This window comes from Acidocella sp. C78 (genome assembly GCF_907164655.1).
Genome location: NZ_CAJQZK010000066.1, coordinates 19,301 through 44,046, shown reverse-complemented (window position 1 = coordinate 44,046; position 24,746 = coordinate 19,301). Strand labels below are relative to the sequence as shown.

20 protein-coding genes and 1 pseudogene are annotated in these 24,746 nt (G+C 68.5%); 11 read left to right on the top strand and 10 right to left on the bottom strand.

Features of this window, described 5'->3' with window-relative positions; translation table 11 throughout:
* Positions 1–30 precede the first annotated feature (30 nt).
* From pdxA to rfaE1, 3 genes and pseudogenes are all read right to left on the bottom strand, one after another.
* Positions 31–1,080, bottom strand: a complete 1,050-nt coding sequence (gene pdxA, locus ACIDOCELLA78_RS85195) for a 4-hydroxythreonine-4-phosphate dehydrogenase PdxA (RefSeq protein ID WP_249675291.1) — start codon at positions 1,078–1,080, stop codon at positions 31–33.
* Between the two features lie 87 nt (positions 1,081–1,167).
* Positions 1,168–2,280, bottom strand: a complete 1,113-nt coding sequence (locus tag ACIDOCELLA78_RS85190; RefSeq protein WP_201728090.1) for a four-carbon acid sugar kinase family protein — start codon at positions 2,278–2,280, stop codon at positions 1,168–1,170.
* Between the two features lie 30 nt (positions 2,281–2,310).
* Positions 2,311–3,770 (bottom strand): annotated as a pseudogene (rfaE1, locus tag ACIDOCELLA78_RS85185) (D-glycero-beta-D-manno-heptose-7-phosphate kinase).
* Positions 3,771–3,915: 145 nt separating this feature from the next.
* Here rfaE1 and ACIDOCELLA78_RS85180 point away from each other — a divergent pair.
* Both ACIDOCELLA78_RS85180 and ACIDOCELLA78_RS85175 read left to right on the top strand, forming a co-directional pair.
* The gene (locus ACIDOCELLA78_RS85180; protein ID WP_249675287.1) at positions 3,916–4,878 is read left to right on the top strand and encodes an Hsp33 family molecular chaperone HslO; all 963 of its coding nucleotides are present in this window, start codon (positions 3,916–3,918) and stop codon (positions 4,876–4,878) included.
* Positions 4,875–5,561, top strand: coding sequence for a hypothetical protein (locus ACIDOCELLA78_RS85175; protein WP_201728088.1), 687 nt, complete (start codon positions 4,875–4,877; stop codon positions 5,559–5,561). Before ACIDOCELLA78_RS85180 ends, ACIDOCELLA78_RS85175 begins: the two co-directional genes overlap by 4 nt.
* A gap of 183 nt (positions 5,562–5,744) precedes the next feature.
* Here the strand turns inward: ACIDOCELLA78_RS85175 and pheT are convergent, their stop codons facing one another.
* Complete coding sequence (gene pheT, locus ACIDOCELLA78_RS85170; RefSeq protein WP_201728087.1) at positions 5,745–8,228, bottom strand: phenylalanine--tRNA ligase subunit beta; 2,484 nt, start codon at positions 8,226–8,228, stop codon at positions 5,745–5,747.
* Positions 8,185–9,297: a phenylalanine--tRNA ligase subunit alpha gene (gene pheS, locus ACIDOCELLA78_RS85165; protein ID WP_201728086.1), complete on the bottom strand. Its 1,113-nt coding sequence runs from the start codon at positions 9,295–9,297 to the stop codon at positions 8,185–8,187. Before pheS ends, pheT begins: the two co-directional genes overlap by 44 nt.
* An 898-nt stretch (positions 9,298–10,195) precedes the next feature.
* Here pheS and ACIDOCELLA78_RS85160 point away from each other — a divergent pair.
* The 5 genes from ACIDOCELLA78_RS85160 to ACIDOCELLA78_RS85140 all read left to right on the top strand — a co-directional run bounded on the left by ACIDOCELLA78_RS85160 (position 10,196) and on the right by ACIDOCELLA78_RS85140 (position 16,109).
* Complete coding sequence (locus ACIDOCELLA78_RS85160; RefSeq protein ID WP_201728085.1) at positions 10,196–10,699, top strand: OmpA family protein; 504 nt, start codon at positions 10,196–10,198, stop codon at positions 10,697–10,699.
* A gap of 169 nt (positions 10,700–10,868) precedes the next feature.
* Positions 10,869–11,780 (top strand): tol-pal system YbgF family protein, encoded by a 912-nt coding sequence (locus ACIDOCELLA78_RS85155; RefSeq protein ID WP_201728084.1) that lies wholly within the window; start codon positions 10,869–10,871, stop codon positions 11,778–11,780.
* A 44-nt stretch (positions 11,781–11,824) separates the two neighbouring features.
* Positions 11,825–13,057 carry a tRNA lysidine(34) synthetase TilS gene (gene tilS, locus ACIDOCELLA78_RS85150; RefSeq protein WP_249675270.1) on the top strand — a complete coding sequence of 411 codons (1,233 nt, stop codon included), beginning with the start codon at positions 11,825–11,827 and terminating at the stop codon, positions 13,055–13,057.
* Between the two features lie 127 nt (positions 13,058–13,184).
* Complete coding sequence (ftsH, locus tag ACIDOCELLA78_RS85145) at positions 13,185–15,110, top strand: ATP-dependent zinc metalloprotease FtsH (protein WP_201728083.1); 1,926 nt, start codon at positions 13,185–13,187, stop codon at positions 15,108–15,110.
* A gap of 120 nt (positions 15,111–15,230) precedes the next feature.
* The gene (locus tag ACIDOCELLA78_RS85140) at positions 15,231–16,109 is read left to right on the top strand and encodes an NAD(P)-dependent oxidoreductase (protein ID WP_201728082.1); all 879 of its coding nucleotides are present in this window, start codon (positions 15,231–15,233) and stop codon (positions 16,107–16,109) included.
* Positions 16,110–16,112: 3 nt separating this feature from the next.
* Here the strand turns inward: ACIDOCELLA78_RS85140 and ACIDOCELLA78_RS85135 are convergent, their stop codons facing one another.
* On the bottom strand, positions 16,113–16,874 hold the full coding sequence (locus ACIDOCELLA78_RS85135) for an enoyl-CoA hydratase/isomerase family protein (protein ID WP_201728081.1): 762 nt from the start codon (positions 16,872–16,874) through the stop codon (positions 16,113–16,115).
* Positions 16,875–17,163: 289 nt separating this feature from the next.
* Here ACIDOCELLA78_RS85135 and pnp point away from each other — a divergent pair, with 289 nt between their 5' ends.
* Complete coding sequence (gene pnp, locus ACIDOCELLA78_RS85130) at positions 17,164–19,317, top strand: polyribonucleotide nucleotidyltransferase (RefSeq protein WP_201728080.1); 2,154 nt, start codon at positions 17,164–17,166, stop codon at positions 19,315–19,317.
* A gap of 107 nt (positions 19,318–19,424) precedes the next feature.
* Here the strand turns inward: pnp and ACIDOCELLA78_RS85125 are convergent, their stop codons facing one another.
* Both ACIDOCELLA78_RS85125 and ACIDOCELLA78_RS85120 read right to left on the bottom strand, forming a co-directional pair.
* Positions 19,425–20,639 (bottom strand): MFS transporter, encoded by a 1,215-nt coding sequence (locus ACIDOCELLA78_RS85125; protein ID WP_201728079.1) that lies wholly within the window; start codon positions 20,637–20,639, stop codon positions 19,425–19,427.
* Positions 20,640–20,669: 30 nt separating this feature from the next.
* A complete protein-coding gene (locus ACIDOCELLA78_RS85120; RefSeq protein ID WP_201728078.1) occupies positions 20,670–21,311 on the bottom strand; it encodes a 2OG-Fe(II) oxygenase in 642 nt (213 codons plus the stop codon).
* 107 nt (positions 21,312–21,418) lie between these two features.
* Here ACIDOCELLA78_RS85120 and ACIDOCELLA78_RS85115 point away from each other — a divergent pair, with 107 nt between their 5' ends.
* On the top strand, positions 21,419–21,793 hold the full coding sequence (locus ACIDOCELLA78_RS85115) for a DoxX family protein (RefSeq protein WP_249675266.1): 375 nt from the start codon (positions 21,419–21,421) through the stop codon (positions 21,791–21,793).
* A 69-nt stretch (positions 21,794–21,862) separates the two neighbouring features.
* On the opposite strand, the gene rpsU is transcribed toward ACIDOCELLA78_RS85115, so the two are convergent.
* Positions 21,863–22,066, bottom strand: coding sequence for a 30S ribosomal protein S21 (gene rpsU / locus ACIDOCELLA78_RS85110; RefSeq protein ID WP_007421557.1), 204 nt, complete (start codon positions 22,064–22,066; stop codon positions 21,863–21,865).
* 207 nt (positions 22,067–22,273) lie between these two features.
* Between rpsU and def the strand changes: the two genes are divergently transcribed.
* Positions 22,274–22,831 carry a peptide deformylase gene (def, locus tag ACIDOCELLA78_RS85105; protein WP_201728076.1) on the top strand — a complete coding sequence of 186 codons (558 nt, stop codon included), beginning with the start codon at positions 22,274–22,276 and terminating at the stop codon, positions 22,829–22,831.
* Positions 22,828–23,463: a COQ9 family protein gene (locus ACIDOCELLA78_RS85100; protein WP_201728075.1), complete on the top strand. Its 636-nt coding sequence runs from the start codon at positions 22,828–22,830 to the stop codon at positions 23,461–23,463. The genes def and ACIDOCELLA78_RS85100 overlap by 4 nt, the downstream gene beginning before the upstream one ends.
* On the opposite strand, the gene ACIDOCELLA78_RS85095 is transcribed toward ACIDOCELLA78_RS85100, so the two are convergent.
* Entirely contained in the window at positions 23,453–24,688 is a 1,236-nt protein-coding gene (locus ACIDOCELLA78_RS85095; protein WP_201728074.1) for a UbiH/UbiF/VisC/COQ6 family ubiquinone biosynthesis hydroxylase, read from the bottom strand. The two genes, ACIDOCELLA78_RS85100 and ACIDOCELLA78_RS85095, sit on opposite strands and share 11 nt — an antisense overlap.
* Between the last annotated feature and the right edge of the window lie 58 nt (positions 24,689–24,746).

Sequence of the window (24,746 nt, the reverse complement as noted above, 5' to 3'; positions counted from 1 at the left end):
TGACCGGTGTGCTGCGGCGTTGCGGCCTCGTCATGCCCCCGTGCCGGCTTCCTGCCGGCCGCGGGAGAGCTGCATCGCGCAGTCGATCGCCTCGATCAGGCTCTGCTCGCTGGCGATCCCCTTGCCGGCAATGTCGAATGCGGTTCCGTGATCGACCGAGGTGCGGATGATCGGCAGGCCGAGCGTCACGTTCACGCCGCTCAGGGCCTGCCATTCGCCGGTCGCGGGATCGACCGAAAAGCCCAGCAGCTTGACCGGAATGTGCCCCTGATCGTGATACATCGCGACGACGGCGTCGAACTGGCCGGCCCGCAGCTTGACGAACACGGTATCGCCCGGAACTGGCCCGGTCAGGTCGTACCCGTCGCGGCGCATCTCCTCGATCGCCGGCGTGGTGATGTCGATGTCTTCCCGGCCGAACAGGCCGTTCTCGCCGGCATGCGGATTGAGCGCGGCAATGCCGATCCGCGGCCGGGCGATGCCCAGAAGGTGCAGCGCCCCCGATGTCAGCTCGATCACCTGGCGCAGCCGCTCGCGGGTCAGCCGCCCCGGCACGTCCCGCAGCGCGACATGGGTGCAGACATGGCTTACCCGCATGTTGCCGTGAACCAGCAACATCACCGAATTGCGCGCGCCGGTCAGGTCTGCGAGCAGCTCGGTATGGCCGCCATAGTGGTGGCCGGCGAGGTTGAGCGCTTCCTTGTTGATCGGCGCGGTGCAGATCGCATCGACCCGCCCCGCCATGGCCATCCGCACGGCGAGCGCGATGGACTGGTAGGCGATTTCGCCCGCCACCGCCGAAACCTTGCCGGGGACGATGCCGGCGGCGTCCGGCCCCGCTTCGACCACGGCCAGAGGCGGCAGCATGCCCCCCGCGCTGTCGGCCGGCACGGTCTCGAAGCCCGGGTGCAGGTTCAGCCGCTCGCACGTTTCCGCAAGACTGCGCGCCGATCCGGTCACCACGAGGGACAAGTCGCCGGCGGCGATGCGCCCCTGCAGCCGCGCCGCTGCCCTGACAACGATTTCCGGACCGATCCCGGCCGGATCACCCATCGTGATCGCGATACGCGCAACGCCCACCGGTCAGCCCCCAGACATTATGACAGCGCTACCATGGTCCAGCGCGCTTGTGCTGTCAACAATCGCGGCCCGGCCGTTGCCTCCGGTTCACGCGCCGGCGGCGAGCAGGCGGGCGAGGAAATCCGGCCCGCCGAAGGCGCCCGACCGCGAGATCAGCGTGGTCCCGTCCCAGGCGCCGCCGATCATCCGGGAAACCGGCACGCCGGACACGATCTCGCCGCCGGGATGCAGGGCGGCCGCCCCGACGGCCTTGCATACCGCGTCGAGCGTTTCGCCACCGATCACGATGATCTCGGCGGGCTTCGCCAGCCTCGGCAGGGTTGCGCGCAGGCGGGCCTCGATGGCGGCGGCGGCGGCATCGGCCGCCAATCCGTCGGGCAGCCCGGGTGTGACGATGCAGTTGCCATGCTCAAGGCTGGCCGCAATCCGAAGGGCCGCCCGTTCCGCATCCTCCCCGAGCGGTATCCGCGCCGCCACCGCTGCCGGAACCGCGGCGATCTGCCCGCGCGTCACACAATGGTTCGAGCCGATGATCGCCAGCCGCAGCCCGGGGCGCGGCACGATCAGAGGCGGCGCGCGCCCGGCGAGCGCCCGAGCAAGGCCGGCGCTGCCGCACCAGAGGATCGGTGGGCCGTCTCTCCGTGCTGCGGCGACGAGCCGGTCCAGATCGTCCTGTTCGATCGCATCGCAGACCAGCACCGTCCCCGGCGCGGCGGCGAGACCGGCGTCGGCCGCAATTCCTCCCGGTATCTGCGCGGTGCGAAGCCCCACCCTCGCAAGCTCATGCGCCGCGCTGCGCTCCAGCCGCACGAGCGCGCCATCCGCGCGGGGGGCGTATTGCCGCCCGCCCCGCGTGATCCGCTGCTGGGCAGGGAAGGCCGGCGCGAAAACGCAGAGCTGGTCCGGCCCGGCCTGCAGCGCCATCGCGATGGCCTCCGGCCAGTGTCCGCGCAGCAGGCTGTCGATCTTCAGGAACCTGAGTTCGGCCCCCGCGAGGAAGGCGGTCGCGCCGTCCATACGCGCAGCCGCCGCCGCAGCGTCCAGATCCCGCGCATTGGTGCTGATCGCGGCGCTGGCGGGCACGGCGCCGCCGGTGTCCGTGCCGAGCAGGACCGCAAGATCACGGTCGAGGACCGTGAATTGCACCGCCGCATCCAGGGCGCCGGTCAGGTCATCGGCAACAAGGCGTATGGATGTCATCCTTGCCCCACCAGCGCATCCCTCCGACGCTCAGCCGCGCAGGCGGGTGACTGTGGCCGTGGTGGAATGGCCGGGCAGGAGTTCGGCGAGCATCACGCGCCCTCCCCAGGATTCGACCTCGCGGGCGCCCACCACGGTGTCGTGCGTGTAGTCCGCGCCCTTGACGAGCACATCCGGCCGGATGACGGAGAGCAGGTCGAGCGGCGTGTCCTCTTCGAAGATCACTACGAGATCGACGCTCGCCAGCGATGCCAGGACCGCCGCGCGGGCCGCCTCCGGCTGGACCGGGCGGGTCGGCCCCTTGAGGCGGCGCACCGAACTGTCGGCGTTGATGCCGACGATCAGCCGGTCGCATCCGGCGCGGGCCTGTTCGAGCAGATGGACATGGCCGGGATGCAGCAGGTCGAAACAGCCATTGGTGAAGCCGACCCGCCAGCCGCGCTGCCGCCAGCGTTCCGCCGCTTCGGCGGCCGCCTGCCTGGTCACTACCTTGCGCAGCGCGCCGGATGCCGGCTTCACCGCATCCATCAGGTCGTTGGGGCGGGCCACGGCGGTGCCCACCTTGCCGACGACGAGACCGCCCGCGATGTTGGAGAGCCTGGCCGCCACCTCAAGGTCGAGCCCGCTTGCCAGCCCGGCCGCGAGCACGGCCACAACCGTATCCCCGGCACCGGAGACATCGTAGACCTCGGAGGCCTCCGCAGGATAATGCCGCACGGTGTCGGCGGTGACGAGGCTCATGCCGTCCTCCGAGCGCGTGCACAGCACGGCGCCGAACCCGAACCGGGCAATGGCCTCGCGGGCCGCCGCGACGATCGCGGCCTCCGTCGAGAGATCGCGGCCCGTCGCCTCGGCGAGTTCGCGGCGGTTCGGCGTGATGACGTCCGCCCCGGCATAATGCGACCAGTCCGCCCCCTTGGGATCGACGATCAGCATCCGGCCGATCGCACGCGCGCTGGCGATCAGGTTGCGGGCGATCGCGGGGCGAGCACGCCCTTGCGATAATCCGAGAGCACGGTGACCGAGGTCGCCGCCATCGCGTCGGAGGCGATCTTGAGCAGCCGTTCGCCGAGCTTTTCGGGCAGTGGCGCCGCCAGCTCGCGATCCGCGCGGATGAGATGCTGGCCGGCGGCGATGTAACGCGTCTTCACCGTCGTCGCCCGGCCGGTTTCCACCAGCAGCCAGGGCTCGACATTGGGCTGCCCGCCGATCAGCGCCGTAAGGTCGGACCCCTCCTGGTCGTCACCCACCACGGAGACGAACGCCGCCGCGGCATCGAGGGCGGTGAGATTGCGGACAACGTTTCCCGCCCCGCCCGGCATCGCGATTTCCCGCGTGACCGTCAGGATCGGAACCGGGGCTTCCGGACTGATCCGCTCGACCCGACCATATGCGTAGCGGTCGAGCATCAGGTCGCCCACCACCAGAACGTTCGCCCGCGCCAGACCCCGGATCGCCGAGATCAGGTCATACCCAACATGCTCCGACATGACTCTCTCGCTAGCTTGCGCGGCGGCAGCGGGCAAGCGGTTTCGTGCACTTTGCATGACACGGCGTTGCCCGGCGGCGTCATCGGCGTGCGCCAACAAATGCGCGGCGATGGCAAAATCGGCGCACTGCCTCTATTTAACGGCCATGACCGATCTGCCCCCTTTTCTCGACCGTACCCGCCCCGACGTCCCCGATATCGTCGTGCCACGGGGCGTTACGCCGTTTTTCCTGCCAAATCAGCCTGTTCGCGGCCGTCTGGTCCGTCTTGGCCCGCTGGCTGACGCGCTGCTCAACCGCCACGACCATGCCCCGCCGGTGCGGGCGCTGCTGGGAGAGGCGCTGGCGCTCGTCGCCAGCCTCGCCACCGCGCTGAAATTCACCGGCAGCTTCTCGCTGCAGGCCAAGGGCGACGGCGCCGTGCCGCTGCTGCTCGCCGACTGCACCGATGGCGGGGCGCTGCGCGGCTATGCCCGCCTGTCCGACGAGATCGCGCTGCCGGAAGAGGCCTTCGCGCGGGCGATGATGGGCGATGGCTATCTCGCCTTCACCGTGGATCAGGGGCCAGACATGGAACGCCACCAGGGCATCGTCTCGCTCGAGGGGCAAAGCCTGTCGGACATGGCGCATCATTATTTCGAGACATCCGAGCAGCTGCCCTGCCAGATCCACCTTGCCGCCGCCGAAACGCCGGCCGGCTGGCGCGCCGCCGCCCTCGTGATCGAGCGGATCGCCGGTGCCGGCGGCATCGATCCCGCCCTGAGCGAGGCCGAGCAGGAAGAGGCCTGGCGAACCGCCAAAATCCTCGCCGCCACCATCACCGACGCCGAATTGCTCGACGACGCGCTGCCGCCCGAACGGCTGCTCTACCGGCTGTTTCACGGCGAGGGCATTGCGGTCGACCGGCCGCGACCGCTCGCCTATGGCTGCCGCTGCTCGCGCGCCCGGCTTTCGGACGTGCTGGGCGGGTTTTCCGGGGACGATCTCGATCACATGACCATCGACGGGGACATCACGATGACCTGCGAATTCTGCAATGTCGATTTCCGTTTTCCACGCGGCGAGATCAGCGTCGCGACACAGGCCGACGGTCAGGGAGGCGTGTCATGAGGCGCCGCGTGTTCGCCGGAATGGTCATCCTGCCGCTCGCCCTTTCGGCCTGCGCGAGCGAGCCGCCCCCGCCGACCACGTTTGCCCGGCTCGACTACGCCTATCTGCCGCCGATCACCCTGAAAGTCGCCAGTATCCAGATTCGCAATGATTACCAGCCCGGGCCCGATGCCGCGCAGGTGATCGAGCAGGCGCCGGAAACGCCCGCGCGGGTGCTGGAGCGCATGGCGCGGGAGCGGCTGGTGGCCAATGGCAGCCCCGGTTCGGCCGTTTTCGTGATCCGCCAGGCCTCGCTCCGCCAGGTCGGCGATACGCTCGTCGGCACCATGACGGTTGACCTCAACGTCCGCACCAGCAACGGCCAGCGGGTTGGCTACGCCGAGGCGACGATCTCGCACAGCGTGACGGCCCCGGCCAATGAAACGCCGGACCGCATGCGCGCCGCGCTGTATGGTCTGACGAAATCGATGATGAACAGCATGAATGTCGAGCTGCAATACCAGATCCAGCGCACCCTGCCGGACTGGCTGGCCTTCGCGCCGAATTCAGGCGCCGGCGGCGCGGTGGCGCAGCCTTATTCGGCGGACCAGGGAATCCAGGCGAAACCCTTGCCCGTTCCCGATGCCGGCGCCGCGGATACCGGCGCGCAGCCGACGAGCCTGCCAACCGGCGCCGCGCGATAGCGCGCTTTCCGACCCATCCGGATCGGATATCGTGCTCTATGCTATTTATAAACAGAGCATCTTTATCCGATCGGATGATGCTCTGGGGACACCACCTCGCGCCTTGCCTGTCCAATGAAATACGCCTGCCCCCTGAAATGCGCCTGCCCTTGAAAGGCCTGGGTGAATTTCAGGGGCGGGCTGTCAGTTCCGAAGCGTCGCCCCGGTCGCCTTGGCCACCGCCGCGACGATCTTCGCCGATACGGCCTCGATCTCCGCATCCGTAAGGCTCGCCTCGCGCGGTTGCAGGGTCACCGCCACGGCCAGCGACACCTTGCCTTCCGGCAGTTTCTCCCCGGCATAGCGGTCGAACAGCGCGACATTGGTGATCAGGCTGCGCTCGGCCCCCTTCGCCGCGCGCAGCACCGCCTCGGCCGTCACCGTCGCATCGGCGATGAAGGCGAAGTCGCGGCGGAGCGGCTGGAACTGCGGCAGCGACGGCGCGGCCTTGCGCCGCCGTTTCGGATCGGCGATCGCGCCGAGATCGAGCTCGAACGCCACGCTGCCTTCCGGCAGATCGAGTTCGGCGCAGAGGGCGGGATGCAGCGCGCCGAACCAGCCGAGCCGTGTCTTCGGCCCCTGGCGCAGCGTGCCGGAACGGCCCGGGTGATAATGCGCCGGGGCATCGGCCGTCACCGTCACCGCATCGAGCGGCACGCCGAGTTCGCCGAGCACGGCGACGGCGTCGGCCTTGGCGTCCCACAGATCGGCAGGGCGCGCCGGCTCGATCCAGGAGAGCGGCGTCCGCCCGGCGCGCAGCCCTGCCGCGACCAGATCCTGTCCGTCGGGGGCGATATCGCGATAGGCCGGGCCGATCTCGAACAGCGCGAGATCGCCAAGGCCACGGGCGGCGTTGCGCGCTGCGGCGAGGGCGATGGTGGCCAGCGGCGTCGGCCGCATCTGGTCGAGATCGGCGGCGATCGGGTTTTTCAGCGCGAGAGTGTCGGGCGTCGCGCCGAAGCGCGCGGCGGTGGCGCGGTCGAGGAAGCTGAACGTCACGCATTCGGCCATGCCGCGCGCGGCGAGCACGCGTCGGGCGCGCACCGTGCGGGCCTGGCGGGGGGTGAGCGAGGCCGTGGGCACCGGTGCTGCGCCCGGCAGCGAGACCGGCTCGATCCGGTCCAGCCCGTCGATCCGCAGCACTTCCTCGATCAGGTCGACCTCCGGCTCGATCGTCCGCGCGCCAAGCCGCGCGGCCTCGGCGGTCGCCGCGGCGAGGCCGCCATGCTGGTCGAGCGCGCTGCCGCCGGGCAGGTCGGCCGCGGCGACATCGTTGCGCCAGCTCGGCACGGCGACGGTGACCGACGCCGCATCGCGCGCGACGGCGGCGAAGCCCAAGCGGTCGAGAATTTCCACGGCGCGGTCGGGTGTGACGGTCGAGTGGCCGAAACTGGCGAGGCGGTCGAAGCGCATCGTCGCGGTGCGATGCCAGTCGGGCTGCGCCCCGGCCTCGGTGATCTCGGACGCGGTGCCGCCGCAGAGCTCGATCACCATCGCGGTCGCCGCATCGAGGGCGGCGGGCAGCAACGCGAAATCGATGCCGCGCTCGAAGCGCTGCCGCGCGTCGGAATGGATGCCGGTGCGCTGGCCGGTGAGGGCGATCCGCACCCGGTCGAACAGGGCGCATTCGATGAACACGTCCCGCGTGGTCTCGTCGCACCCCGTCGCCTCGCCGCCGACGATCCCGGCGAGAGACTGCGCGCCCGCCGCATCGGCGATGACGCAGTCATCCGCCGTCGCGGTCACGTCCTTGCCGTGCAGGCCGCGGAAGCTTTCCCCCGCGCCGCGCCGCAAGGTGAGCGCGCTGCCGGCGATCTTGCCGACGTCGAACACATGCAGCGGCCGGCCGAGATCGATGGTGAAGAAATTGGTGATGTCGACCAGCGCGTTGATCGGCCGCAGCCCGATCGATTCGAGGCGGCGCTTCAGCCAGGCGGGGCTCTCGCCGTTGCGCACCCCGCGTACGGTGCGGCCGAGCACCCAGGGGCAGGCCTCGGAATAGGCGTTCTGCCAGGCGATCGCGCTCGCCCCGGCGGCGGCGGCGGCGGGCGGCGCCCAGGGCTTCAGCGTGCCGAGCCCGGCGGCGGCGAGGTCGCGGGCGACGCCGCGCACCGCGAAGGCATCGCCGCGATTGGGCGTCACGCCGATCTCGATCACCGGATCGTCGAGCCCCGCCCAGCTCGCGTACGGCGCGCCCACCGGCGCGTCGTCCGGCAGGTCGATGATGCCGTCATGGCTGTCGCCAAGGCCGAGTTCGCGCTCGGAGACCAGCATCCCGGCCGAGGGGACGCCGCGGATCTCGCCCACCTTCAGCGTGATCCCGGTGCCGGGCACGAAACTGCCCGGCGGCGCGAAGACGGCGCGCATGCCAGTGCGCGCGTTCGGCGCGCCGCACACCACGGTCACCTCGGCGCCATCGCCGGGATCGACGCGGCAGACCCGCAGCCGGTCGGCATTCGGGTGCTGTGTGGCCTCGATCACCCGGGCGATGCGGAACGGCGCGAGGCTGGCGCCGCGATCGGCGATGCTTTCAACTTCCAGCCCGATGGCGGACAGGGTTTCGGCGATGGCATCGAGCGAGGCATCAGTGTCGAGATGCGTCTTCAGCCAGGAGAGGGTGAATTTCATCGTGCGTCCCTTCGTGCAGGGTCACCGGCGCCAGTGGCGAGGTGCCGTAATGCGCGAGCCAGCGCACATCGCTCTCGTAAAAGGTGCGAAGATCGGGAATGCCATGCTTGAGCATGGTGATGCGCTCGACCCCCATGCCGAAGGCGAAGCCCTGGAACGCGCGCGGGTCGAGCCCGCAATTCGCCAACACGTTGGGATGGATCATCCCGGCGCCGAGGATTTCCAGCCAGTCGCTGCCGGCGCCGATTTCGCCGGATTTGCGGTCCCAGGCGATATCGACCTCCATCGAGGGTTCGGTGAAGGGGAAATAGCTTGACCGGAAGCGGGCCTTGAGGTCCGGCCGTTCGAAGAAGGCGCGCAGGAAGTCGATCAGGCAGCCCTTGAGATGGGCGAGGGTGATTCCGCGGTCGATCACAAGGCCCTCGCATTGGTGGAACATCGGGCTGTGCGTCGCGTCATGGTCCGAACGATAGGTGCGGCCCGGCACGATGACGCGGATCGGCGGCGCTTCCGCGAGCATGGTGCGGATCTGCAGCGGCGAGGTGTGGGTGCGCAGCACGACCGGGCGGCTGCCGGCCGCGGCGTCGAGATAGAACGTGTCCATCATCGCCCGCGCCGGGTGGTGCGAGGGGATGTTGAGCGCGCCGAAATTGTGCCAGTCATCCTCGATATCCGGCCCTTCCTTCACGCCGAACCCCATGGCGCCGAACAGGGCGGTGAGTTCTTCCATGGTGCGCGAGATCGGGTGGATCGTGCCCGCACGGTCGGGACGGCCGGGCAGCGTGACGTCGATTCGCTCGGCGGCGAGGCGTGTTGCGAGGGCCTCGGCCTCGAGCACCGCGCGGCGCGCCTCGATCGCGGCTGAAATCGCCGTTTTCAGCGCGTTCACCTCGGCGCCGACGCGCTTGCGCTCATCTGGCGTCAGGCTGCCGAGTGTCTTGAGCAGCGCGGTGACCTGGCCGGTCTTGCCCAGCAGGGCGATGCGGACGGCGTCGAGCGCAGCGAGATCGCCTGCGGCGGCGATGGCTGAGCGGGCCTGGGAGTCGATGGTCGGCAGATCGTCGGACATGGCCGGCAGGGAGCGTGAAGCGGGCGAAATGTCAAGCAAACGGGGCGATCGGAACCCGGTTGTCGATAAAAAAACCTCCGGAACATGTCCGGAGGTTTTGAGCGTCTGGATCAAAAGCTTGTGTCAAAAAGTACGTCGTATTCGAACCTGGCTTCACAAACCCGAGCCACGCGGTCGTCGGTAGGGGCAAGATTATTCCTTGCGATGACTTGCCTGGTTTTCTAATCCAGGCATCCAAAAAAACCCAAAGCCGAGACGGTGGATCGCCGTAATTTTTTGTCTTCACGGTGAGTATAATATGAAATCGTTACAATCTACAAACTATAAGTAGTATATGAGGCATCACGTGTATTAATAATAATAATTTTTCCTTAAAAAGATATATTGTCTCAGATTTTGAAAAATGAGCGTGACCGTTAGTACCGATCACGCTCGAAGGAGGGCTGGCATATGACCAGCCATCAGGGAGGAAACGGAGACCAGCGGCCTCGTTTTTCGTGTTTAAAGCAGGAAAGTTAAGAATAAGTTGCAAAACGGAAACGGCCGGGAAGGCGGCGCTCCAAAAGCTGCATTCAGGCGGTAATGTGTCAAAAAAGTCGCGTTGCTGGCGAATGACACGCCAATAAGCGCGAGCGGCCTCGTGATGCCAAAAGTCCGCTTGAATGGTCGGCACAATCCGAATAGATGAAGTAACGCGTTCTGGTCAGGCCGATACATCGGTCCGGCCGGGTTCGTCGTTTGCTCAGACTGTTTATCGAACGCCGCCCGCCAACCCGGCGAGGCCAGTCGGTGGGTATCTGGGCAATACGTCTGGCTAAAAGTTCAGGCTAACGGTTTCAACGCATCGGCATGGCGCCGGTGCGTCACAATACAGGCACCCAACATCGGGACGGTAAACATGAATATCAAAGCTCTGGGCGCGCTTGCGGCTGTTGCCCTGCTTGCGGCGTGCTCCAACGCCCCCAAGACCCAGTCCATGGCAACCGGCTCTGGCACGACCGCCGCGCAGTCCGGTCCCGCGCCGGGCAGCGAGCAGCAGCTTGTTGCCGACGTCGGCGATCGTGCCTTCTTCGGCTTCAACAAGTCCAACCTGACCGGCGCCGACAAGTCGACGCTCGACCGTCAGGCCAGCTGGCTTGCGAAGTATCCGAATGTCGACGTTCTGATCGCCGGCAACGCCGACCCGCGCGGCACGGAAGCCTACAACCTGGCCCTCGGCGCCCGCCGCGCCCACGCCGCCCGCAATTACCTGGTTGCCAAGGGCGTTGCGGCGTCCCGCATCCGCACGATCTCCTATGGCAAGTCGTGCCTGGTCTCGCCGGGTAACACCGAGCAGGACTACGCGCAGGACCGCGTGGCGATCACCTCGGTGCAGGGCTTCAACCCGCAGCATTGCCACTGAGAATGCCGTTCGGGGGATTTCCCCTGACAGCATGACGTGACCGATCGGCGGCTCGATCAACCCGAGCCGCCGATTTGCTTTCTGCCGGCCCGCGCTTCAACGACGCGGTCGTTCGCACTACATTGGGTCGGGGGCGCAATCCGGCGCGTCTCGCCGAACGAGGAAACCGATGCGCAGTTCCATGTTGAAATCCCTGACATCCGCCAGCATTGCCGTGCTGATCCTCATGCCTGCCGTGGTTCGGGCGCAGATGATCTCGAGCCGGGAAGGAATTGCCCTCGAAAACCAGATCCTCGAACTCAAGCACCAGCTTGCGCAGATGCAGCAGGGCGGCAGCAATGGCGGCTCCGTTCTGGGGTCCGCCGCGCCGCCGGCGCAGACCAGCCAGTCCGCGCGCCAGGGCAGTTCGGGGGGACTCGTCGCCTCGTTGCTTGAGCAGGTCGATACGCTGCACAACCAGGTCCAGGACCTGAGGGGGCGTGTCGATACGCTGGAACACGAGGTCGCCACGCAGCACGACGAAATCAACCAGCAAATCGGCAATCTGAAATTCCAGCTCGACCAGGCGGGGAAACCCGGCGCGACGCCGCCGGCCGCCAATACGTCGCCCGCTCCGGGTGCTACGGGGACGCTCGGCACGCTGCCGGCCGGGAAAACATCCGCGCGGCCGCAAAATCCGCAGTCGCAACCCCAGCCGCGGGCCACGGCCTCGCTCGCCGCCGCGCGCACGGCTCTCGCCCGGCATGACTACAAGGCCGCCGAGGAGGATGCTCGCGCGGTGATCGCGAAGCAGGGCAAACGCGCCGGCAAGGGCGAGGCTTCGATGATCGTCGCCGAATCGCTCTACCACCAGGGCAAGCATCAGGAGGCCGCGATCGCGTTCGACGATGCCTACAACGCCGATCGCGCCGGTCCGCATGCGCCCTATGCCCTGCTTGGACTGGCCAATTCCCTGTCCGCGATCCACCAGAACCAGGAAGCGTGTGACACGCTCGACTCCCTGAACAGCCAGTTCTCCTCGCCCTCGCCGGCGCTGAAGGCACAGATTGGCGCGGCGCGCCGGCGCGCCGCCTGCCGCTGAAGTCCGCGTTCGCGCCCAGCCTGCCCGCTCGGTTCGAGCGGGCCATGGCCCGGTTCGGCCCTTTCGGCCCCGCGCCATGCCTCGCCGCGGGTGTTTCCGGAGGGGCTGACAGCACGGCCCTCGTTCTTCTCGCCGCATCCTGGGCCCGCCAGCGTGGCGGAGAATGCATCGCGCTCATCGTCGATCATGGTCTCCGCCCCGAATCCGGCCGGGAAGCCGCCGAAACCGCCCAACGGCTTGCAGGGCTCGCCGTGCGCAGCCGCGTCCTGCGTCTGCGCCTGTCGCCGGGTGCCGCCTTGCAGGCCCGCGCGCGCGAAGCGCGTCACGCCGCGCTGGCCGGTGCGGCGCGCGAGGCTGGAATCGTTCATCTCCTCCTTGGTCATCATGCGGGCGATCAGGACGAGTTGCGGGTCATGCGCGCCCGCCGCGGCGTTCGCGGTCTCGCGGGGATGGCGGGCGTCTCGCCGCGCGACACGGTGATGATCCTGCGGCCCCTGCTCGGGATTCCGTCCCCGATGCTCCGCGATTTCCTGGTGGAGCAGGGCGTCGCCTGGGTGGAGGACCCTTCGAATCTCGACCCGCGCTTCGAACGGGTCCGGGTCCGGCGCGCCGGCGCATCGCAACCGCCCGGCGATGTCGGGACAGCGGCGGATGACCGCGCGGCGGCGGACCGCATCGCCGCCGCCGATCTGGCGTGCCACGTCACGCTTCGTCCGGAAGGATGGGCGATCATCCGCGGGGATGCGCTCCCGCCCGATGCGCTCGCCGCCCTGTTGCGGGTCGTCGCCGGACAGATCTACCCGCCGGCCCGCGCCGCGATCGGCCGGCTGGCGGGAGGATTGCGCCCCGCAACGCTCGGTGGCGTGCGGATTCTGCCCGCAGGGCGCCACGGTCCTGGCTGGATGCTCGTGCGCGAGGCCGCCGCTTGCGCACGCCCGATCCCGCGGTCGAGGGCGCGCTCTGGGATGGGCGCTTCCGTATCCGCCATGCGCCGCCAGGCGCGCGGACCCTCGGCGCCCTTGGCCCAAGCCCGGTCGACAGGCGTGCCGCCGCCCGCCTTCCCGCCGCCCTGCGCCAGACCCTGCCGGCCTTTTTCGGCGATCAGGGTGTGCTTGCGGTTCCGCATCTCGGAATTGGGCCTGCCTGCGCGGTCGCGTTCGTGCCTCCCGGCCCGGCTGCCCCGGCGCCATTCGAGCCAGCGTCCGGCGGCGGACAGATCTGCGCGTCCCGTTCACCAGAAGGATAGGAAAACGGCGTATCATCCCCACTCTCTATAGGGATTGGCGAACCGACCGGAGCCGTGCCAAGATGAGGCAAGACGCGGTTCGGCGGAATTTCTCGGCCGGTTTCCGCCGGCCCCCTCGGTTTTAGCCTTCCGGGGTGAACAGGACTGGATGAAGCTTGATGAACAATCTGGGGCGCAACCTGCTGGTCTGGGTGATCATAGCACTCTTCTTTGTGTTATTGTTCAACATGTTCCAGCCCACCACCACGGACACCAGCCACGGCACGCAAGTCGCCTATTCGACCTTCGTGTCCGAGGTCAACGCGGGCAAGGTGGATCATGTCACGATCCGCGGGCATGACATCACGGGCGCCCTCAAATCGGGCTCCACGTTCGAGACCTATGCGCCGGACGATCCGGGCCTGGTCAACACGCTGATCTCGAAGAAGGTCAGCGTCGTCGCCAAGCCGCTCAACCCGCCGGAAAACCCGCTGCTTCACTATCTCGTGTCTTGGGCGCCGATGATCCTGCTGGTGGGCGTGTGGATCTATTTCATGCGCCAGATGCAGGGCGGCGGCGGCCGGGCCATGGGCTTCGGCAAGTCCCGCGCGCGCCTGCTGACCGAGAAACAGGGCAGGGTGACATTCGAGGATGTCGCCGGCATCGAGGAAGCCAAGGGCGAGTTGCAGGAGATCGTTGACTTCCTGCGCGATCCGCAGAAATTCCAGCGACTGGGTGGCAAGATCCCGAAAGGCGTCCTGCTGGTCGGCCCGCCAGGCACCGGCAAGACGCTGCTTGCCCGCGCCATCGCCGGCGAGGCCAACGTGCCCTTCTTCACCATCTCGGGCTCCGATTTCGTTGAAATGTTCGTCGGTGTCGGCGCCAGCCGCGTGCGCGACATGTTCGAGCAGGGCAAGAAGAACGCGCCGTGCATCATCTTCATCGACGAGATCGACGCGGTCGGCCGCCATCGCGGCGCCGGGCTTGGCGGCGGCAACGACGAGCGTGAGCAGACGCTGAACCAGATGCTCGTCGAGATGGACGGGTTCGAGAGCAACGAGGGCGTCATCCTCATCGCCGCCACCAACCGCCCCGACGTGCTCGACCCCGCGCTGCTGCGCCCCGGCCGGTTCGACCGCCAGGTGGTGGTGCCGAACCCGGACGTGAACGGCCGCGAGCGCATCCTCAAGGTCCATATGCGCAAGGTGCCGCTGGCCGCCGATGTCGATCCCAAGGTGATCGCCCGCGGCACGCCCGGCTTCTCGGGGGCCGATCTCGCCAACCTGGTCAACGAGGCCGCCCTTCTCGCCGCCCGCATGGGCAAGCGCGTCGTCGCCATGGCCGAATTCGAATACGCCAAGGACAAGGTCATGATGGGCGCCGAGCGGCGCTCGATGGTGATGAGCGAGGACGAGAAGAAGATGACGGCCTATCACGAGGCCGGCCATGCGCTCTGCTCGATCTCGCAGAAGCACTGCGACCCCGTTCACAAGGCCACGATCATTCCCCGCGGCCGCGCGCTCGGCATGGTGATGAGCCTGCCGGAAGGCGACCGCTATTCGATGAGCAAGGCCAAGCTGCTCTCCGAACTGGTCAAGGCGATGGGCGGGCGCGCCGCCGAGGAGATCATCTTCGGGGCCGAGAACGTCTCCAACGGTGCGTCGGGCGACATCAAGCAGGCGACCGACATCACCCGCCGGATGATCACCGAATGGGGCATGAGCGACAAGCTCGGCATGATCGCCTATGGCGACAACGGGCAGGAACTCTTCCTCGGCCACTCGGTGACGCAGCACAAGAACGTCTCCGAGGCGACCGCGCAGGAGATCGACCGCGAAATCAAGTCCGTGATCGATCACGCCTATTCCGAGGCCCGTCGGATCCTGACCGAGCGGCTCGACGAGCTGCACCGCCTGGCCAAGGGGCTGCTGGAATACGAAACGCTCACCGGCGATGAAATCCAGACCGTCCTGCGCGGCGAGCCGGTGGTTCGCCAGGTCGTTGACGAGCCGGCGCCCGACAGTCGCCGCGCCTCGGTGCCGATGGCGCAGAAACCGGAAGTGCCGAAATCCGGCGGGCTCGGGCCGCTGCCCGCGCCGGGCTGAACGGCCCGGTCATTCTGGCCGGACTGACGGAAAGGGCCGGGGGCGATCGCCTCCGGCTTTTTTCATGGCTCGCCACCGCCCATATCCGGCGCTGAACCTATTGCGAACGGGAGCACGAACATGAGTCTGAAGATTGGCGTTATCGGTCTTGGCCGGATGGGTGCCGCGATGGCGGCGCGGCTGATCGAGCGCGGCCATCAGGTCTGCGGCTGGAACCGGACCCTGGCGCGGGCCGCGGCGGTCGAGGGGCTCGCGGTCAAGTCATCGCCGGCCGAGGTGGCGGCCGCGGCCGATTACGTCATTGTGATGCTGCTCGACGAGGCGGCTGCCCGCGCGGTCTATCATGGCGAGGGAGGTCTGCTCGGCGCCACTCTCCGCCAGGCCCTCGTGATCGACATGAGCACGCTGAAGCCCGCCGACATGCAGGCCAACGCCGAAGCGGTGACCGCGCAGGGCGGGCGGTTCGTGGCCTGCCCGGTGGGCGGCACGGTCGGCCCGGCGCGGTCGGGCAAGCTGCTCGGCCTTGCCGGCGGCGATGACGCGACGATCGCCGCCGCGACGCCGGTGCTCGACGAGCTGTGCGACCGGCTGGAGCGCTTCGAGACGCCGCAGGCCGCTTCGGCGATGAAGCTCGCGGTCAACCTGCCGCTGCTGGCCGCGTTCCAGGCGCTGGGCGAGGCCGCGCTGATCACCCGCGATTACGGGATCACGCCGGAACGGCTGCTCGGCATCATCGGCAAGAGCTCCGGCGGCGCGCCCGCCCTCGCCATCCGCAGCGCCGCGATCATTACCGAGATGGGCGGCACGCGGAGCGATTCGGTGGGCTTCTCGATCGAGGCGGTCGAGAAGGATCTCCGCCTGATGGACGAGGCGGGCGAGGGAGCCGGCTTCAACCTCAAGCTGGTCGAAGCCGTCCGCCGCACCGCGCATGACGCCGTGCGCGAAGGCTGGGGCGATCGCGATCTCGCGGCGCTGGCCGCCTTCAACCTGCGCGCCTGAAGCTCAGCCGCCGCGCTTCTTCGCCCGCAACGCCGCCATGGCCTCGATGAAGGCCCGGTCGCGATGCGCGGCGTCGAGCCCGGCGGCGAACGCCTCGCCATCCAGCCTGCCGGATGCGAGCCCGGCGATCGCCGCCTTCATGCCCCGCACGGCGAGGGGCGCGTTGGCTTCCAGCCGGGCGGCGAGGGCATCGACCGTGGCGTCGAGATCGTCGGCGCTGGCAAGCGCGGTCAGGTAGCCGATCCGCAGCAGCGTGTCCGCGTCGATCGTCCGCGCCGCGACGAAGAGCAGGCGCGTGGCGTCCGGCCCGATGCGCTCCACCGCGCGGGCGAGCCCCGAGCGATAGTAATGCAGGCCGATCCGCGCCGCCGGCATCAGCAGTTCCATGCCCGCCACGCCGATGCGGAAATCGCAGGCGAGCGCGAGATCGACCGCGCCGCCATACAGATTGCCGTGCAGCCGCGCGATCACCGGCTGGGGCAGGGCGGCGAGCGCCGTGCCCACGCGGCCGATGCCGCCCGGCCCGTCCTCGGCGTCCCCGGTCTCCCCGCGCGAGAGGGCATCGAGATCGAAGCCGGCGCTGAACACCTTCCCGGCGGCCTCGAACACGACGACGCGGATCGTTTCGTCCGCCGCGATCGTGGCGCAGTGGCCGAGCAGGGCGGCAAGATCATCCGCGCCGAGCCGGTTGCGCAGGGAAGGGCGGTTGAGACGCAGCCGGGCGATGCCGCCGCGGCGTTCGAGAATCGGGGGCGTTTCGGTCATGCGGGTCTCCTCACGCCCCCGCAGTAGCGGAGCGGCGGCAATTGGACTATAAGGATGATATGCGCCGCTGGCGCATCTTCAGCCGGGGGATCGTCCTCCGGTCGTGATCGGAACGGATCAGATCGTTCGGTTGCGCGCAACGCCGGGGTCTCTTCGGCGTTTCCGGCCACATGGCCCGTGGCTGTGACGAGACATCGCCCACAGCCCGACCCATGCCGCCCGAGACGCCGCGTCCCGCACCGCGCCACCGATGGTGTGACCGTACCGGTCCTGTTGTTGCAAGGACCGAATGATGTTTGACAAGTATTTCCGCAAGGAACTCGACTGGGGCGGGCGCAAGCTCATCCTCGAAACCGGCAAGGTTGCCCGCCAGGCCGACGGCGCCGTCGTCGCCTCCTATGGCGACACCGTGGTGCTCGCCACCGTGGTTGGCGCCCGCACGGTGAAGCCGGGGCAGGATTTCTTCCCGCTCACCGTGAACTACCAGGAGAAATTCTATGCCGCCGGCCGCATTCCCGGCGGCTTCTTCAAGCGCGAAGGCCGCCCGACCGAGCGCGAGACCCTGACCTCCCGCCTGATCGACCGGCCGATCCGCCCGCTCTTCCCGCACGGGTTCCGCAACGAGGTGCAGGTCATCGTCAACGTGCTCAGCCACGACCTCGAGAACGAGCCGGACATCGTCTCGCTCGTCGCCTCTTCGGCCGCGCTGACCCTTTCCGGCATTCCGTTCTTCGGCCCGGTCGGCGCCGCCCGCATCGGCTATATCGACGGTGAATACATCCTCAACCCGACCTCGGCGCAGATCGCCGAAAGCCGGCTCGACCTCGTGCTCGCCGGCACGGAAGAGGGCGTGCTGATGGTCGAGTCCGAGGCGCACGAGCTGTCGGAAGAAACCATGCTCGGCGCCGTCACCTTCGGCCATGCCGCGTTCCAGCCGGTGATCCAGGCGATCATCGAGCTTGCCGAACACGCCGCCAAGGACCCCTGGCCGCTGGTCGAGGAAAGCGACGAGGAAAAGGCGCTTGCCGCCCGCGTCGACGAACTCGCCCGCGAGGGGCTGCGCGCCGCCTATGCCGAGCGCGAGAAGACCGCCCGCCACGAAAAGATCGGCGCGGTGAAGGCCCAGGTGCTCGAGACGCTCGCCGCCGAGGAACGCCCGGTCGACAAGGCCAAGGGCATGTTCAAGGAGCTTGAGGCGGATATCGTCCGCAACGCGATCCTCGACAACGGCATCCGCATCGACGGGCGCGACACCCGCACCGTCCGCCCGATCCTCGCCGAGGTCGGCGTGCTGCCGCGCACCCACGGCTCCGCCCTGTTCACCCGCGGCGAAACCCAGGCCCTCGTGGTCGCGACCCTCGGCACCGCGCAGGACGAGCAGATCGTCGATGCGATCGAGGGCGAATACCGCGAGCGCTTCCTGCTGCACTACAATTTCCCGCCCTTCTCGGTGGGCGAGACCGGCCGCGTCGGCAGCCCTGGCCGCCGCGAAGTGGGCCACGGCAAGCTCGCCTGGCGCGCCATTCACCCGCTGCTGCCGGGCAAGGACAAGTTCCCCTACACCCTGCGCGTCGTCTCCGAGATCACCGAGAGCAACGGCTCCTCCTCGATGGCGACGGTGTGCGGCACCTCGCTCGCGCTGATGGATGCCGGCGTGCCGCTGCCGCGCCCGGTGGCCGGCATCGCCATGGGCCTGATCAAGGAGGACAAGGGCTTCGCCGTGCTCTCCGACATCCTCGGCGATGAAGACCATCTCGGCGACATGGACTTCAAGGTGGCCGGCACCGAGGCGGGCGTGACCAGCCTGCAGATGGACATCAAGATCACCTCGATCACGCCCGAGATCATGAAGATCGCGCTGGATCAGGCGAAGGATGGGCGCCTGCACATCCTCGGCGAGATGTCCAAGGCGCTGACCGGCGCGCGCGAGGGCGTCTCCGCCAACGCGCCGCGCATCACCGTGATCAACGTGCCGAAGGACAAGATCCGCGACGTGATCGGCACCGGCGGCAAGGTGATCCGCGAGATCGTCGAGTATTCCGGCTGCAAGATCGACATCGAGGACGATGGCACGATCAAGATCGCGGCAACCTCCGACGAACAGGCGCAGAAGGCGATCGACCGTATCCGCTCGCTGACCTCCGAACCGGAAGTCGGCCAGATCTACACCGGCAAGGTCGTGAAGATCGCCGATTTCGGCGCCTTCGTGAACTTCTTCGGCGCGCGAGACGGCCTGGTCCACATCAGCGAACTGGCGCAGGGCCGCGTCGCCCGCACCGGCGATGTGGTGAAGGTCGGCGATGCCGTGAAGGTGAAGATGATCGGGCTCGACGATCGCGGCAAGGTGAAGCTGTCGATGCGGGTGGTCGATCAGGCGACCGGCGCCGACATCACCGACCAGGTCGGCGGCAAGGGCGGCCGGCGCGAAGACGCCGCCGAGTAACGAGCGCGCAATACAAGGTCAGGTGGAAACACCTGACTGGATGCGCGTTCCAGACAGAAACGGCCCCCGTGCGCTGCGCGGGGGCCGTTTTCCATGTCGGCCGGATGTCAGAACCGGATCGTGCGCGGCCGCGCTGCCGCGAGGCCGAAGCCGAGCGTCGGCGCCTGCAAGATCACCAGGAACGCGACCGATGGCCACCAATGGCCGCTCAGCGTGTGGATCACCCCGAGCCCGAGCGGCCCCGCGATCGACACCGCATAGCCGACCATCTGCGAGAACGCCGACAGCGCCATGGCCTCGCCCGGGCCGCCGGTGCGCAGCACCATCAGCGTCAGCGCCAGCGGAAAACAGGCGCCCTGGCCGATGCCGATGAACACGACCCACACCCAGGGCGCCGCGGCCGGCACCAGCATCAGCCCGACATACCCGACGCTGACGATCGCGAGCAGGCTGGCGAGCAACAGCCGCTGGTCGCGGCTTCTCGTGGCGAGGCCCGGCGTGACAAGTGCGGCCGGAATCGCGACGAGCGTGGTCGTCGACAGCATGATCCCAGCCATGGTCGGGTTGATGCCGTGGGCATGCAGGATCGCCGGCAGCCATGACAGGATCGAGTAGAAGCCGAGCGATTGCAGGCCCATGAACATCGTCACCGCCCAGGCCAGCGGGCTGCGCGCCAGCTTGCGGAATGCGCCGGTCGTCGGCGTGTGGCTCAGCCGATGGGCGCCATGGGCAAGCTGCGGCAGCCAGATCAACGCCGCGACGATCGCCGGCACCGCCCACAGCCCCAGCGCGCCGCGCCAGGCGAACGGGTTGGCATTGGCCACCGGCACGCTGATCGCCGCCGCCACCGAGGCGATTGTCGTCATCACCGTGGTGTAGCAGCCGGTCACGAGGCCGACGCGGGTTGGAAAATCGCGCTTGACCAGCCCCGGCAGCAGCACGTTGCCCATCGCGATCGCCGCCCCGCCCATCACCGTGCCGGCGAACAGCGCGGCAACCCCGCCGAGCACGCGGACCAGCAGGCCGGCGGCGAGCAGCACCAGCACCGTCATCATCGCCGCTTCCAGCCCCACCCGCCGTTGCAGCACGATGCTGACAGGGGCGAGGGCCGCGAAGCAGACGACGGGGATGGTGGCCAGCGCGGTCAGCCCCAGCGGGCCGAGGCCGAGCGCCGCGCCGATCGGGGTCAGCAGCGGCGAGACCGAGGCCAGCGCCGCGCGCATGTTCATGGCGATGAGCAGGATTCCGGCGAACAGCAGGAGAGTTCGCAAGGGGCTTTCGGCGGCGGCGGCCGCTGTCGTCGTTTTCGTGTCAGGGGTCATGGGTGCGTTGCGGCGCCGGGCCGCAGCCTTTCAGGCGGCTGGCAAAAGACGTTTGACCAGCGCCGATATCCGGTGCCGGCGCATCTCGTAGCGCGCCTTGGCATCGGTGGTCATGTAGTTCATCTGCACCGTGTAGCGCTTGCCGACATAGGTGCGGTGGCCATGCCAGGTGGTCGGGCCGTTCGGGAACACCAGCAGCGTGCCATCGACCGGCGGCACCTCGACCGCGTAATTCTCCAGATCGTCCGGCCCACGCAGCAGCCGCAGGCAACCATCCTGCCGCGCCCAGGCCTCGCTGGCCGGGTTGAGATAGAGCAGGATGGTGACCCGCTTGGCGAGCGAATCGCAATGGATCTTGCCGTCCCGCGCATCGGTGCGGCCGCGCAGCGTCAGCATCACCGGCGCGCCGTCGAGGTCGAGGCCGAACTTCCCGGCGATGATTCGCCGCATCTGCTCGCCCTTCATGTCGTCCATCAGCCGCGCGGCGTTGGTCCCGAGCCGGACCGACTCGATCGGGAAACTGCCCCGCGCGCCGAGCGGCGGCAGATCGGCGACGACGCCGGCGAGCCGCTCGGGTCGAACGAAACCTCGCATTACCAGATGCGGAAAGGGATCGGCGGAGATCTCGGTCGCGGCGAGGCCTTCGAAATCGACGACGGGGCTGGCGGTCATGATGGCGTTCCGTTTAACAAGCGGCGGGGCAGGGCGCCCCGCTCAACGATAACTTACAGGGTCTGGATCGAAAGAAAACCATGCAGCGTGGCATATCGGATGTGGGAATGCTGGCCGGAAGGCTGGCGATCGCTTTACTCTTCGTGCAGGCGGGCTGGAGCAAGCTCGTGCACTGGCCCGGAATTGTGCATCTGCTCACCCATCTCGATGCCCCGGCGCCGACCCTGGGCGGCGTGATCGCCGTGGTCTGCGAACTTGGCGCCGGCGGCCTGGTCATGCTGGGCCTGCGGACCCGGCAGGCCGCCATCGTGCTGATCCTGTTCACGATCGCCGCGAACTGGCTGGCGCATCGCTTCTGGCTGATGCACGGCCGCGCCGCGGCGGCGGCGGAAATCCAGTTCTTCCTCGATCTGGCGATTTGCGGCGGTCTGCTGCTGCTGGCCTCCGCCGGCCCGGGGCGTTATTCGCTTGATCGTCGCTGAAACGGAAAAAGGCGCGTGCCCATATAGGCCGCGCCCTGTCCCGTCAGGAAAGCCGATCGCGTGGAGCGATCAGAACCCTTCGCGTTCGATCCGCTTGCGCTCCATCTTGCGGGCGCGGCGAACGGCTTCCGCCGCCTCGCGGGCGCGGCGTTCGGAGGGCTTTTCGTAGTGCCGGCGCAACTTCATTTCGCGGAACACGCCTTCACGCTGAAGCTTCTTCTTGAGCGCCTTCAGCGCCTGATCGACATTGTTGTCACGAACGAGAACTTGCACTTGGCCAGAGACTCCATAACGGTTGAAAGGCTTGCAGAGTAACGCAAAGAAGCCGCGCCAATCCGGACGCAGCCTTACGCAGTGCCGGGACGACCCCGTCATCGGGTCGCCCTTATAGCAAGATTCCAGGCTTTGCCAACCGTCTTGTTGAGGCTGTACGGCGTAATCCGCCTTTGCGATTCGGCGGATCTGCGCCATGTGTCGGTCATGGCGATTCTCAAACTTGCCCGGCTGGGGCATCCCGTGCTGCTCGAAAAGGCCGCCCCGGTGGCGGACCCGGCCGCGCCGGAAATCGCCCGCCTGCTGCGCGACATGGCCGAAACGCTGGAGGATGCCGGAGGTGTCGGCCTGGCGGCGCCGCAGGTGCATGTGCCGCTGCGGGTGTTCATTTACCGTGTGCCGGAAAGCCGGGCCGGCGGTGGCGCGCACGATACGCCGCGCGGCCTGTCCGCCGTGATCAATCCCGAACTCGTGCTGCATCCCGGCGATCCGGTCGAGAATTGGGAGGGCTGCCTGTCGATCCCGGGCATGAGCGCGCTGGTGCCCCGCGCCGAGGCGCTGACCCTGCGCGGGATCGATGCGACCGGGGCGCCCTTCAGCCGCGAGGCCACCGGGTTTCACGCCCGGGTCATCCAGCACGAGGCCGATCACCTCGACGGTATTCTCTACCCGCAGCGGCTGCGCGATCCGCGGCTGATGGGATTCAACGAGGAAGTGGCGCGGTTCCGCGACGAGATCGTGCGCAGCGCAGGAGAGGTGGAATGAACGAAACGGCGATGACCGGCGCGGACGAGGTCCGCGCGGATGACGATGCACTGCTCCGCGCCCTGATCGAGGAGGTGCCCTTCGATGGCTGGACGCGCACCGCCCTGCGGCGGGCGCTGGCGCGCCTTGGCCGCGACCCGGCGGAGGCGGAGTTGCTGTTCGAGGGCGGCGCTCCGGCGATGATCGAGGCCTGGGCCGCCCTGGCCGACCGCGAGATGGAGGCGGCCGCCGGCACGATCGACGAGCCCCGGCTCTCCGCGCGGGTGCGTGCCGTCATCCTCCTTCGGCTCGACCGTGCGGCGCCGCATCGCGAGGCGATCCGCCGCGCCCTCGCCATCCTCGCCCTGCCGCGCAACGCCGCGCTCGCGGCGCGGATCACCGGCCGCACGGTGGATGCGATCTGGCACGCGGCCGGCGACCGCTCGGCCGATTTCTCCTGGTATACGAAGCGGGCCATCCTCGCCGCGGTCTATTCGACGACGCTGCTCTACTGGCTGCGCGACACCTCGGAAACGGGCGAGGACACCAGGGCGTTCCTCGACCGGCGGCTGGCCAGTGTTGCGCTGATCACCCGCGCCCGCAAGCGCGTCGAGCAGCGGCTCGCCGGGCTGCGGCGCGGCCCTATGCGCTAGTGTCCCGAATCTGAAATCCATCGGATTTCAGATTCGGGACACTGAGGCCCATCGCCGTCCGCATGAAGCGGCGCTTGAGCCGGGGCATCCGGTTCACCGCGGCGAGCCCGATATCGCGCGCGAGGCGCACCGGCGGCAGGTCGGTCGAGAACAGCCGGTCGAGCCCGTCGGTCGCGGCGAGCATCGCGATGTTGGCCGGCCGGCGGATGCGCTGGTAGCGGGCGAGCAGATCCGGGCTGCCCGGATCGGCCGCGCCCTCGATCAGCGCGGCCAGCGCGATGCCGTCCTGCAATCCGAGATTGAGCCCCTGGCCGGCGATCGGGTGAACGCCGTGCGCGGAATCGCCGACGAGAACCAGCCGCGTCGCGTGATAGCGGTGCGCGTGCAGGGCGGAGAGCGGATAGGTCCAGCGCCGCCCCACCAGCCGGATGCGGCCGAGATGCGCGCCCAGCCGCCGCACCACCTCGATGGTGAAGCGCGGATCGTCCATCGCCGCGAGGCGCGCGGCATTGGCGTGGCTCTCGGTGAAGACGATGGCGGACAGATGGGCGCCGTCGGCATCGCTCATCGGCAGTTGCGCGAAGGGGCCGCCCGGCAGGAAATGCTCCAGCGCCACGTTGTGGTGCGGCCGCTCGTGTTCCACGGCGCAGACCACGGCGCTCTGGCGATAGGGGTAGCGGGTGACGGCGATGCCCGCCTCGGCGCGTAGCGCGCTGCCCCTGCCATCGGCGGCGACCACGAGGCTTGCCCGATAGACCGGCCCGCCCGCGATCGCGACGGTGGCGCCGTCGGCATCGCGGGTCACGCGCGCGGTCGCCGGCGCATGAAGAATGACCGGCGATTCCGCGAGGGCGCGGTTGATCGCCATCCGCAGCGAGCGGGCCTCGACAATCCAGCCGAACGGTTCCTCGCCGACATCTCGATGGTCGAAATCGAGAAACAGCGGCGAGGGCGGGCGACCCGGCTTGCCATCCGATACGCGGATGCGCTCGATCGGACAGGGCGGAAACGGCAGCCGCTCCCACAGCCCGGCACGCTCCAGCAGGTCGCGGGACCCGTAGGCGATGGCATAGGCGCGGCCGTCGAAATCCGGATGTTCCATCGGCGGCAGCGCCGCCCGGTCCACCAGAACGACCCGCTGCCCCGCCGCGGCCAGGCGCAGGGCGAGCGCCGCCCCGACCGGTCCCGCGCCGATGATCGCAACATCCGCTGTCTGCTCCGCCATGCCTCGCCTCCGCTGGAGCATCATCTGATCGGATGGAGTCATCTGATCGGATAAGGAT